Genomic DNA, 12,194 nt, shown 5'->3' on the forward strand with positions numbered 1-12,194 from the left:
TTTATTGTCTTGATATTAAATACTTAATTTTCACCACCTGGTTAATAATGCAGCATTTATTCGATGCAAGCCTTATATTTTGCTCGCCGGCGCTGCCTTGCATTTCTGCGCCAACCGCTTTTGTAATACCTAATTATGGTAATAGATTATGAAAAATATCTCTTTCAGGGAGGACATTCTCTTTTTCGAACCCAACCCCTGGGTGAGAAAAGGATTACGGGCACTTATTGGAACCGAACCCATACACTACCAATTTGTGCACAGCATCAGGGCAGTGGAGGCAGGGTTAAAGGAGAATGAGAAACAAATCCTCATAATGGAGCTGTATAATGAAAGTGAGAGTTTGTATGATGTATTACATTTCATCCTGACGATAAAGGATATTTGGCCCAAGACGCCACTGATCATATTTACTGAAGTGACCAATGCCAGCATATTGACCATTCTGGCTGCTCAAACGCATTTATCCCTGGTGGCCAAAGACGATCCATTGGTTTGCCTGTATCAGGCCATTGACGCTGTCGGCACGGGGGTAAGTTACCGTAGTCCGGCGATTCAGAAAGCGTTGATATCCGCGGTAGAACCCTTGTCCCGTAGCGAATGGCAAATATTGGCGATGATGATCGCCGGCGCCAATCCGCGACATATCGCCAGTATTACCCATCGCAGTTGTAAAACGGTCAGTAGCCATAAGCTGAATATCATGCGTAAGCTGAGGCTTAATCAAGCAGGGTTTATGCGCCTGATTTTGGCATTCAGGACTCAACACCCGGCCTAAAAATTCGCCGTCGGTTGTAATGGCACACGCCGCGCCGGCGGTTTAATACTTTCTCGTTCCAAGCGCTTATCCCTTTATTTCCTGCCAGCCACCCAGATGAATTGATCTGCATCAAATTAAACATCCTACAAAAATAAACCTGTCGCCCTTATTTATGCGCTGACGCAATAGTGCGTTTTATATACCGTTAACGTGGTTTTAGAGGGGATGAAAACAATAGGTGTTTTGTTCCCTGCAGCATCATTACATGGCCCTTTTAACTTACTGGAAGCAAAATAAACATTAAAGTAAGAATAAAAATCTAAATATTTGACCATTGGTAGTTAATGGTTCTTTTTTGATTTGATGCGGTTACTCTTTTCTCCGTCAAGCAGACTGGCTAAAAGCACTCATGCAAGTGACTGATTAAGGCACGTCAGGCTAATGGACGCACAATCATATTTAAAGTTGAAGGGAGTTTTACCATGAAGAAAATTACACTGGCTCTGGCAATCATTTCCGCCTTCGCTGCGGTCAGCACTGCTCAAGCCGCCGACGTTACCGCTCAGGCGCTGGCTACCTGGTCTGCTACCGCGAAGAAAGACACCACCAGCAAACTGGTTGTTACCCCAATCGGCAGCCTGTCTTTCAACTATGCGGAAGGCATCAAGGGTTTCAACAGCCAGAAAGGTCTGTTTGACGTGACCGTAGAAGGGGATGCCACTGCAACTGCCTTCAAACTGACTTCTAAACTGGTTTCAAACACCCTGACTCAGCTGGATACCTCTGGCTCAACCCTGAATGTCGGCGTGAACTACAACGGCGCAGCGGTAGAGAAAACGGCGGAAACCACCATGATCGACACCTCTGCCGGCATTTTGGGTGGCAACCTGAGCGCGTTATCCAACGCTTACAATCAGGCTGTCCGCACCAGCGCACAAGATCAGTTCACTTTCACCATTATTGGCGCCACCTCTGACGGCACCACTGCGGTCACCGACTTCAGCACCCTGCCGGAAGGTATCTGGAGCGGTGATGTGAGCGTGGAATTCAACGCCACCTGGACTGCGTAATCCCCGAGTTGCTGGTTTAGAGCAGGGGGCAATCCCCTGCTTATTCCACCCCGCTGAAGAACGTCACTGGAATACCGTTATGAAACGACTCTCTCTCGCCGCCTGCCTGTTGCTATCGCTGTCTCAACCTGTTTTCGCGCTCGACGTCGGTGAGATCAGCTCGTTCATGCACAGCGATAGCGCGCGTCTGAGTAAAGAAATCAAGAACACCACCGACAGCGGTCGTCTGGTGAATATCAAGATCGAGCGAATTTCCAGCCCGCTGGAGTCCGGCACGGTGCTCCCGATGGGCAGTAAAGATGAAATGTTGCTGTCGCCGGCCAGCCTGATATTACCGGCCAATGCCAGCGACGTGATCCGTTTCTATTACAAAGGCCCCAGCGACAACCAGGAACGGTATTACCGCATTGTCTGGTTCGATCAGGCGTTGAGCGATGTGGGGAAAAACTCGGCTAAACGCAACGCGGTTGCCACCACATCGGCACGTATCGGCACTATTTTGGTGGTGGCGCCACGGCAGGACCAATTCGACTATCAGTTTGCCGACGGCCAGATCAAAAACACCGGCAACGCCACCTTTAAGGTGGTGGCCTACGGTAATTGCCGCGACAAGAAAGAGGGGAATGACTGCAAGGAAAACTATTTCGTCATGCCGGGCAAGGCTCGAGCTTTCAGCAAGGTGGACGTCAGCGACAAGAAGGGTCGCGTTGCGCTGTGGCATGGCGACCAGTTTATCCCGGTGAAATAACGGACTGCGTAACCCACGGCAAAGCCTATACGGAATGGAACTCATAACAAGAATTCAAGGAGTGGATGTGAAAGGTGCGCTGGATGATGTGTTGTTGAAAACCCTGCTTGCCGCCGGCGCGCTTGTGCTTCCTGCCGTGCTGTTGCCGGGTCAGACGACGATGGCTGCCGGACTGACCCAGATTGATGGCGTCTTGATCCCCCAGACCTTCAGCCTGGCGTTGCGCGAAGGCATGAGCATCCCCCTGCTATTGCACTTTGAAAAAAACAGCGGTGTAAAAGACGACCGCCGTATTGGCCATGCCTTTTTGTACCTCGAAAACGACCAACTAAAAATTCGCCAAATTACCCTGGAAGAGGGTGACGAGGGGACACCGCTGACTGCGGAAACCATCAAACAGCTGCAGGCACTGCAGGAGACCGCATTTGATCGGCAGCAGCGTATTGCGCTGACGCCCGACGCCTGGCTGGCGCTGGATTTCCGCCAGCTCAATTTACAGCTGGTGGTGAAAGCGTCCGCGATGGGAACCCTGCTCCGCGCGCGCTCCAGCGACATTGGCGCGTCGAGCGTCAATGCCGTCAGCAGCACGCTGGACTATAACCTTGGTATTTACGATAACCGCACCCGTGCCAGCGAGGGCAACACTTCCAGTTACCTGTCACTCAACAGCGTTACCGCTTTGCGCGAGCACCACGTGGAAGTGAACGGTTCGATTTACGGCATCGGCAGCGGCGACGAAAACGCTACGCTGTATAAGGCGATGTACGAGCGCGATTTTGCCGGCCGCCGCTTTGCCGCCGGCATGCTCGACAGCTGGAACCTGCAGTCGCTGGGGCCGGTCACCACCATCAACTCCAGCAAGATCTACGGCCTGTCCTACGGTAACCGTGCCAACTCTACCGTTTTTGATAACAGCCAGTCGCTGACGCCGATCGTGGCATTTTTTCCATCGGCGGGGGAAGTGCACTTGTCGCGTGAAGGGCGGCTGCTCAGCGTACAAAATTTTGCCATGGGTAACCATGAAGTGGATACCGGTAACTTGCCTTACGGCATTTATGACGTCGAAGTCGAAGTGGTGGTCAACGGCAAGGTGGTAGATAAGCGCATGCAGCGGGTGAACAAACTGTTCAGCCCCAATCGTGGTGCCAATGCGCCGCTGGCCTGGCAGTTTTGGGGCGGAATGATCCGTATGGACGACTGGCGCGGCGATAACCAACGTCAGCGACCGGCGAAAGATTCTTATCTGCTGGGTGCCTCTGCTACCGGCAACGTAAACAGGCTCAACTGGGCGCTGTCCGGCTATTCGTTTGACAGCAATGCGGTCGGTGAAAGCCGCATCAGCGTACCGCTCACCGAGTCGATTCAGTTCAACCTGCAGAACATGGCGGCCTCCGACAGCTCATGGAGCATGGTTAACAGCGTCAGCGCAGCACTGCCTGGCGGTTTCAGCAGTTTGTGGATCAATCAGGAAAAAACCTCGATTGGCGACAAACTGCTGCAAAACGATGCATATAACCGTGCCATTGGCGGCACGATGAATTTTGGTGCGCTATGGTCGCCGTTGGGCAGTCTGAGTCTCAGCTACAACGACGATAAGAAGAACAACAGTCATTACTACAACGCCGATTATTATCAAAATGTGTTTACCGGCCGCTTTGGTACGCTGGGCGTACGTGCCGGCATACAGCGCTATAACAACGGTGGCTACAGCGCAAATACCGGTAAATATATTGCGCTGGACTTCTCTTTGCCGATGGGCAATTGGCTCAGCGCCGGAGTTTCCAATCAAAACGGCTATACCACGGCTAACCTGGCGGCGCGCAAGGATATTCAAAACGGGCCGATCCGCACCCTCGGCGCCAACCTGTCGCGGGCGATATCCGGCGACACCAACGGCGATAACAGCCTTAACGGTGGTGCATACGCGCGCTTTGATACCAAATATTCCGCCGGTACGGTCAACGTCAGCAGCTCCGCCGACGGTTACGTCAACTCGAGCCTGTCCGCCAGCGGCAGCGTGGGTTGGCAGGGGCGTGATATTGCGGTCAGCGGCCGAAGCGAAGGGAATGCGGGCATCATCTTTAATACCGGTATTGAAAACGACGGCATGCTGACCGCCCGGGTCGACGGACGGACGGTCAAGCTGACCGGCAATAAAAACTATGTGCCGTTGTCGCCGTACGGTCAGTACGAAGTGGAGTTGATGAACAATAAAAACTCGGCGGAAAGCTTCGATATCGTCACCAAACGCAAGAGCAAGCTGACGCTGTATCCGGGTAACGTGGCGGTGATCACGCCAGAAATCAAACAGATGGTGACGGTGTTCGGTCGCATCAAGGCTGAAGACGGCACGCTGTTGGCCAATGCCTATATCAAAAACCATATCGGGCGCACCCGCACCGATGACAAAGGCGAATTCATTATGGACGTCGATAAGAAATTCCCGGTTATCGACTTTACGCATAGCGGTAACCAGAGCTGCGAAGTGGATCTGGATCTGAGTAAGGCTCAGGGCGCCGTGTGGGTCGGTGACGTGGTTTGTACCGGGCTGAAAACCTATGCCGGCAACAATATGCAGGCAGGAGAAACGATCAATGAAGGCTAAAATTGCGCTGCTGCTTATGCTGTGGGTGGCCCTGCCGTTGCGTGCGGCGGTTACCGTTACCAACTGGCCAAACGCCGCGACGGTGAAGTTCGTGTTCGTTGAAAACAACGCCGACGACAACTTTTTCGTTACGCCGTCCGGGGTGCTGGATCCGCGCATGACCGGTGCGAATAAATGGACCGGCCTGAAATACGGCGGCTCCGGCACCATTTATCAGCAGAGCCTGGGCTATGTGGACAATGGTTATAACACCGGCCTGTCAGCGAACAACCGCTTTGACATGTGGCTGGAAAATGCCCCGATAAAAAATCCGTTCCTCGGCCTGCGCTGCATTAACTGGTATGCGGGCTGTAATATGGACACCAGCCTGATCCTGCCGCAAAGCACCGATGAAAAAGGGTTTTATGGTGCGGTGGTGACGCCAGGCGGCGCAAAATGGATGCACGGCATGATGTCGCCGAGTTTCTACCAATATTTGCAGCAGATGGCCCCCGGCGATGCATTCAGCATGCAGATTAATAGCTGCCAGACCTCGGCCACTTATGATGCCGGCGCTGGGGGACGGTGCCAGAACCAGGCCAGCGGTAATTGGTATAAACGCACCGTGACCCACAGCAAGGCCGCGCATCTGCGCTTTATCAACACCAACGCGGTATCGGAAGTGTTTGTTAACAGCGACGGCGTGCCGATCATCGGTGAGGGGAATGCCGACTGTAAAAACCAGACTATCGGTGCGCGCGCCGGCATCATGTGCAAAATGGTCAGCTACGATCTGCAGACCGATGGAAGCGTCAGCAATACCTCGATTCACGTGTTCCCGGCCATTAACCATGCGGCGCTGTCCTCGGCGGTTAACGCCGCCGACCTGCAGTTCAGTCTGAACGGCAACACCTGGAAAAACACTTCCGGTACCGGCAGCTATTACACCTTTAACGAGCTGAAAAGCAGCAATGCCATCTACGTCTTTTTCGCCAGCAACTTCTTTAAGCAGATGGTGAAGCTGGGGATCTCCGACAGTGGCACTCGCGACCTGATTAACTTCCGCTTCCAGAACACCACGTCGCCGGAGTCCGGCTGGTATGAGTTTTCCACCTCAAACCAGCTGATTATTAAACCACGCGATTTCAGCATTAGCATTATTTCTGACGACTATGACAATACCCCTCATCGTGAAGGTTACGTTGGACCGGGTGAGCCACCGCTGGAGTTTACTTATATTGTTACCACCAGCGGTAAAACCGCTGCCGATGAGGTGAGAGTCATGGCCAGCGGCCCGACACAGGCCCTCAGCGGTAGAAGCTACTGCATTTTTTCCTCGGCGGATAACAGCACCAAAGTACCGTTCCCGGCGACGCTGAGCATCACTACCAGCACCAACGGGCAGCAGGATTATGACGCCGGCTGCGATGGGCAGTGGCATGACATGACGAATGCGTTATGGAGCAGTACGCCGTGGAATGACATTTCCGGCGAGGTAGGGGTGTTAAACAAAACGCGAGTGAAATTCAGTATCCCGATGAATAACCCGATTTCACTGAGGACGATTGAAGGTAATGGTTGGTACGGCGACGTTAGCGCCGCCGGTGAGATCCATGTTGAAGCCACCTGGCGCAACATTAACTAGGGGAAAGGTTGTGAGAAGCTTGCTGCTCGGGTTGTTGTGCCTGCCATTTTATGCCAGCGCGATTAACGTTGGCACCCTGACGTTCGCGATGGATCAGGACCAATCCTTCACCGCCAAGCGGGTGCTGAACAATAACCGCAGCGCGCGTATTTATCAGGTGACGCTGCGGGCCATTGATCGACCGGGTGATAGCGAAACGCGGAGCAAACCGGCCGATGGCGAACTGCTGTTTGCCCCTCGTCAACTCCAGTTGCAGGCGGGACAGAGCGAATATTACAAGTTCTTTTACCGCGGGCCGCAGGATAACCGCGAACGCTATTACCGGGTATCGTTCCGAGAAATTCCGACTCGTTTATTCGATCCCGCAGGGCAAAAGGCGACTGGCGTGACGCTGGAGCCAATCGTGGTAATGGACACCATTTTGGTGGTGCGGCCACGTCAGACCAATTTTGCCTATCGGCTCGATTCACAGCGCGGCACCGTCACCAATACCGGCAACACCTACTTCAAGCTGTTGATCAAGCCCGGTTGCGACAGTACCGACGAAGAAGGGGTAACCGAATACCTGCGTCCTGGCGATACTTTGACTCATGCCGGTATTCGCCAGAAAGGGCAGAAATTTATTATCTATAACGACAAGTTTATCAGCATCGATAAAAGCTGCCTCAACGAATAATAACGCGCTAACGCAGCGGGATTGAGAAGCGGAAGCAGGCACCGCGTTGCGGTTGTTCGATCAGTTGGATATCGCTGTCGTGCAGCAACAAAATGCGCCGCACGATCATCAATCCCAGCCCGCTGGCGTGGCGACGCGCGCTGCTCAGAATAGAAGGGCGAACGAACAGATCGGCGCGCAGCTCCTGTGGGATACCGGGGCCACTGTCGTTAAGTTGAACCAGCACCTTGCCTGCCTGCTGCCAGAGCCGCACTTCAATCTCGCCCCCCTGTGGCGTGTGGCGAATAGCGTTGTCCAGCAGGTTGGTCAACACGCGTTCAATCATGCTGACATCGGCGAACACCAATGGAATGCCCGGGGCGATATCAGCCAGCAGCCGTTGCTGGCGAGCCTCGGCTGCCAGCTCGAACTTCTGGAACACATCCTGCACCAGCTCGCTGAGCGAGAACGGCTCTTTCTGCGGTTTCACCACGCCATACTCCAGCCGTGCCAGCTCGAACAGCTCCTGCGCCAGCCGACCAACCTTGCGGCTCTGCGCCAGCGCGATCTCCAGATAGCGTTGGCGATCGTTTTCACTCAGGCTGGCGGATTTTACCGACAGCGTTTCCAGGTAGCCGTGCAGCGAAGTCAGCGGGGTACGCAGGTCGTGCGAGATATTGGCGATAAACTCGCGGCGCTGTTGGTCCTGCTGTGAAAGCGACTGCCACTGTAAGGCGATGCGTTGCGCCATGCTGTTGAAGGCTTGCTGCAGTCGGCTGACCTCGTCGCGTCCGGCGGCGTCGACCGGCAGCGCGGCATAGGCCTGTACCGCAGCGATGCCGCCGCTGTCCAGCTCGCTGACCTGACGCGTAAGACGACGGATTGGCCGGGTGACCCAATAGAACGCGAATCCGCCGGCCAACAGGCTGAACAGCACCATCAGGCCCGATGACCACAGCGCCATAGAAACCGCAGAGCTAAACAGCGCGTTGCTGGCCAGCGCGTCGTAGTCTTCGCCCAGCAGCACCACGTACAAATAGCCTTCAACCTGACCATTGACCTTCAGCGGTGCGGCGCTGAACACTTTTCTGGCATTCGGGTTGCGCGGGTCATCGCCGTAAACCGGCATGCTGGCGCCATCGAACAAGGCCTGCAACGGCAGCAGATCCACTTTCTGGCGTTTCAGGTGGCCGGCCGGCGCGGCGTTGCCAATGATATTGCCCTGTTTGTCGAGCAGGTAGACCTCAACGCTGGGGTTTACCGCCATCAGCTGATCGAACAGGCTGTGAACCGAGGGGGCGTTCAGCCCGTTTTGCCCCAACAGCGGGTTACTGTCGGCAATGTGCTGCGCCAGATTACCGGACAACCGCTGGATCACCGCCTGGCTATACTGGGTACTGCTGCGCACCTGCATCCAGCCGGATATGGCGCAGCTGACTACCATCAGCAGTGCGAAGATCAGGGTCAGACGTTGCGTTAACGTAAGGTTTTTCATGATTCACTCTTGCGGCGCTGCCGCGAATTTGTAGCCCATACCCCATACGGTGAGGATGCGCTCGGGTTCCGCCGGGTTGCTTTCAATCTTGATGCGCAGCCGGTTGATGTGGGTATTCACGGTGTGCTCATAGCCTTCGTGCTGATATCCCCACACCTGGTTGAGCAGGCTCAAGCGGGAAAAGACCTTGCCGGGGTGTTTGGCAAAAAAATACAGCAGGTCGAATTCACGCGGCGTCAGGTCGATGGCTTGATGATTCAACAGCACTTCACGCGCAATCGGATCGATGGTCAGGCCGTCAAAGCTCAAGGTGCCGGCGTCCATTTTCAGGTTGCGGCTCATGGCTTCCTGACGGCGAAACAGTGCCTTAACCCTGGCCACCAGTTCCAGCATCGAAAAGGGTTTGGCGAGATAGTCGTCGGCACCGAGTTCCAACCCCAGCACGCGATGTACCTCGCTGGATCGCGCGCTGGTGATGATGATCGGCGTGTAGCGCGTCATGTTGCGCGCGCGGCGGCAGATCTCCAACCCATCGATCCCCGGTAGCATCAAATCGAGGATCAATGCGTCCCAGCCGCCCTGTTCCAGCATCGCCATCCCCAGATTGCCATCGGCGGCATGGCTGATGTCATAACCCTCGTCGCGCAGATGTAACTGCAGCAGCTCTGCGATATTGCCGTCATCCTCGACGATTAAAATTTTCTTTGGCTTTTCCATTCTCTCACCGCTGATTGCCAGGCCTTAGTGAAGTCTACACAACCACCGGAGCCTGAGTTATCACATTTTATTTAACTTTGCGTGAGGTCTTGGGGAACAAATCGGACGGATACTCAGCCCATCGAAACCGCCACCGTCAGGAGAGACGTCATGGCCATGTCCATTACGCCGGAGAAACCCGCACTGATCCACCCGCTGTGGCTGCGCCTGACGCATTGGTTGAATGCGTTGGCGATGCTGATCATGGTCACCAGCGGGTGGCGCATCTACAACGCTTCCCCGCTGTTCAACTTCAGTTTTATCAATGAGCTGACGCTGGGCGGTTGGTTGGGTGGGGCGCTCCAATGGCACTTCGCCGGCATGTGGCTGTTTGGGATCAACGGGTTGTGTTATCTGCTGATCAATCTGTTCAGCGGCCGTTTGAAACGCAAATTTTGGCCGCTCAGCCCAAAAGCCTTGTTGAGCGATCTGCTGGCAGCGCTGCGGGGCAAACTCGGTCATAGCGATTTGCGTCATTACAACATGGTACAGCGAGCTGCTTATCTGTTTGTGATGGTGGCAGGCGTAGTGATGGTGATATCTGGCCTGGTGTTGTGGAAGTCGGTGCAATTTCCGCTGCTGCGCGAATTGCTCGGCGGCTATGAAGCGGCACGTTATATCCACTTTTACGCCATGTCGGCGCTGGTGGGGTTTGTAGTAGTGCACCTGGTCATGGTGGCGCTGGTACCACGCACGCTGTTGGCCATGCTGCGTGGACGTTAAGGAGAACCCGATGAAAACAGATAAACCCCTTATCAGCCTGAGTGAAGGCCGGGAGATTGTCAGGGAAGCACAGCAGTTGCTGGCGCGTCAATTGACCTCCTCTTCACGCCGCCGTTTTCTGCGTAACGGGTTGACGCTGGGTGGCATTGCGATGCTCACCGGCTGTGACCTTAGCGACAACACCCATGTGGAACAGGCGTTGAGCCGTATCTCGCGCTTTAACGATCGGGTGCAGGGGTGGCTGTTTAACGCCGACCATTTGGCACCGGTGTATGCCGAGTCGCAGATTACTCGTCCGTTCCCGTTCAACGCGTTTTACGCCGAGGAAGAGGCGCCGGATATCAATGGCGAGGATTATCGGTTGGAGGTCAGTGGGTTAGTGCTGAATAAGCAGCCGTGGACCTTGCCGCAATTGCACAGCATGACGCAAATCAGCCAGGTGACGCGCCATATCTGCGTTGAAGGTTGGAGCGCCATCGGTAAGTGGGGGGGCGTACCCTTTGCGCAATTTTTGCAGGCGATCGGCGCGGACCTGAGCGCCAACTATGTCAGCTTCAAATGCGCCGACGACTACTACACCAGCATCGACATGGCCACGGCGCTGCATCCGCAAACCATTATGGCGCTGACTTACGATGGCCAGATCCTGCCGCGTAAATACGGCTATCCGATGAAGCTGCGCATGCCGACCAAGCTCGGCTACAAGAACCCGAAACATATTCAGGTCATAGAGATCACCAACCGCTTTCCCGGCGGCTACTGGGAAGATCAAGGTTACAACTGGTTTGGCGGCAGCTAACGACGGCCCCAACTATCCCCGGCACACAGGTGCTTTTTAAATGAGAAAAGGAAATACCATGAAAAAGTTATTCGCAGTAATGATGTGTAGCGCGTTGATGTTAGGTTCCCTCGGTGCCAATGCCGCCGACAGCATGGGCAAAGACGCGATGAAAAAAGACGGCATGAGCCAGATGTCGCACGACGGTATGGCCAAAGACGGCATGAAAAAAGAGTGTATGGGCAAGGATTGCATGAAGAAAGACGGCATGGGCAAAGATGCCATGGGCAAAGATGCCATGGGCAAAGATGCCATGAAACATGATGGCATGAAGAAAGACAGCATGGGTAAAGACGCCATGAAGCATGACGGCATGAAGAAAGACAGTATGAGTAAAGACGCTATGCAAAAAGACGCTATGGGGCAGTAAGCCGCCGCGCCCCGCAGCCGGATGGACGCGGGTTTAATCCCGGCTGCGGGCAAGTACAACGGGAGGGACGATGGTTCAGACAATGTGGCTGCAGCGCTTTAAGCGCTCGAACTGGGACGTGGCCTTTGTGCGGCTGGCGCTGGTGGTGATCTTCGCCGCTTTCGGCTATGCCAAGTGGTTTGATTATGAAGCGCAGGGGCTGGTGCCTCTGATTGGTAATAGCCCGCTGCTGGCCTGGATGCACGATGTGTTTGGCATTCGCGGTGCCAGTTATGCGTTAGGGGTTGCCGAGTGGAGCTTTGGTCTTTTGCTGCTGGCCGGTTTTTGGTCGCGACGTTTGGGGTTATTGGGGGCGGTGGGATCGACGCTGACTTATCTGACGACCCTGACGCTGATCTTCTCCACTCCGGGTGCCTGGGAAGTTTCGGCCGGTGGCTTTCCGGCGATGGGGGGAGCCACCAGCTTTCTGCTAAAAGATCTGGTGTTATTGGCGGGTTCGATACTGCTGCTAAAAGCCGACTTGCCTGACGATATACCGTAAAAAAAGGCG

At 54.6% G+C, this 12,194-nt stretch carries 12 protein-coding genes; 10 read left to right on the forward strand and 2 right to left on the reverse strand.

All coding sequences use genetic code 11. The features are described from left to right. Positions 1–148 precede the first annotated feature (148 nt). From M495_RS07000 to M495_RS07025, 6 genes are all read left to right on the forward strand, one after another. The gene (locus M495_RS07000) at positions 149–778 is read left to right on the forward strand and encodes a LuxR C-terminal-related transcriptional regulator (RefSeq protein ID WP_020825938.1); all 630 of its coding nucleotides are present in this window, start codon (positions 149–151) and stop codon (positions 776–778) included. Between the two features lie 464 nt (positions 779–1,242). Continuing rightward, positions 1,243–1,830 carry a common pilus major fimbrillin subunit EcpA gene (gene ecpA, locus M495_RS07005; protein WP_020825939.1) on the forward strand — a complete coding sequence of 196 codons (588 nt, stop codon included), beginning with the start codon at positions 1,243–1,245 and terminating at the stop codon, positions 1,828–1,830. Between the two features lie 79 nt (positions 1,831–1,909). Then, complete coding sequence (locus M495_RS07010; RefSeq protein WP_020825940.1) at positions 1,910–2,578, forward strand: EcpB family pilus assembly chaperone; 669 nt, start codon at positions 1,910–1,912, stop codon at positions 2,576–2,578. Positions 2,579–2,657: 79 nt separating this feature from the next. Next, positions 2,658–5,183, forward strand: a complete 2,526-nt coding sequence (locus M495_RS07015) for a CS1-pili formation C-terminal domain-containing protein (protein WP_041415272.1) — start codon at positions 2,658–2,660, stop codon at positions 5,181–5,183. Then, the gene (gene ecpD / locus M495_RS07020; protein ID WP_020825942.1) at positions 5,173–6,807 is read left to right on the forward strand and encodes a fimbrial adhesin EcpD; all 1,635 of its coding nucleotides are present in this window, start codon (positions 5,173–5,175) and stop codon (positions 6,805–6,807) included. Before M495_RS07015 ends, ecpD begins: the two co-directional genes overlap by 11 nt. A gap of 10 nt (positions 6,808–6,817) precedes the next feature. Further along, a complete protein-coding gene (locus M495_RS07025; RefSeq protein WP_041414348.1) occupies positions 6,818–7,483 on the forward strand; it encodes a fimbria/pilus periplasmic chaperone in 666 nt (221 codons plus the stop codon). A 7-nt stretch (positions 7,484–7,490) separates the two neighbouring features. Here the strand turns inward: M495_RS07025 and M495_RS07030 are convergent, their stop codons facing one another. Both M495_RS07030 and M495_RS07035 read right to left on the reverse strand, forming a co-directional pair. Next, on the reverse strand, positions 7,491–8,957 hold the full coding sequence (locus M495_RS07030) for a sensor histidine kinase (protein WP_020825944.1): 1,467 nt from the start codon (positions 8,955–8,957) through the stop codon (positions 7,491–7,493). A gap of 3 nt (positions 8,958–8,960) precedes the next feature. Beyond that, entirely contained in the window at positions 8,961–9,674 is a 714-nt protein-coding gene (locus tag M495_RS07035; protein WP_020825945.1) for a response regulator transcription factor, read from the reverse strand. Between the two features lie 150 nt (positions 9,675–9,824). Between M495_RS07035 and M495_RS07040 the strand changes: the two genes are divergently transcribed. The 4 genes from M495_RS07040 to M495_RS07055 all read left to right on the forward strand — a co-directional run bounded on the left by M495_RS07040 (position 9,825) and on the right by M495_RS07055 (position 12,185). Then, positions 9,825–10,436: a cytochrome b/b6 domain-containing protein gene (locus M495_RS07040; protein WP_020825946.1), complete on the forward strand. Its 612-nt coding sequence runs from the start codon at positions 9,825–9,827 to the stop codon at positions 10,434–10,436. 10 nt (positions 10,437–10,446) lie between these two features. After that, positions 10,447–11,235, forward strand: a complete 789-nt coding sequence (locus M495_RS07045; RefSeq protein WP_020825947.1) for a molybdopterin-dependent oxidoreductase — start codon at positions 10,447–10,449, stop codon at positions 11,233–11,235. Between the two features lie 58 nt (positions 11,236–11,293). Next, on the forward strand, positions 11,294–11,644 hold the full coding sequence (locus M495_RS07050) for a pentapeptide MXKDX repeat protein (protein WP_020825948.1): 351 nt from the start codon (positions 11,294–11,296) through the stop codon (positions 11,642–11,644). 70 nt (positions 11,645–11,714) lie between these two features. Next, entirely contained in the window at positions 11,715–12,185 is a 471-nt protein-coding gene (locus M495_RS07055; RefSeq protein WP_041414351.1) for a YkgB family protein, read from the forward strand. The last annotated feature ends 9 nt before the right edge of the window (positions 12,186–12,194 follow it).

This window comes from Serratia liquefaciens ATCC 27592 (assembly GCF_000422085.1).
Taxonomy (GTDB): domain Bacteria; phylum Pseudomonadota; class Gammaproteobacteria; order Enterobacterales; family Enterobacteriaceae; genus Serratia; species Serratia liquefaciens.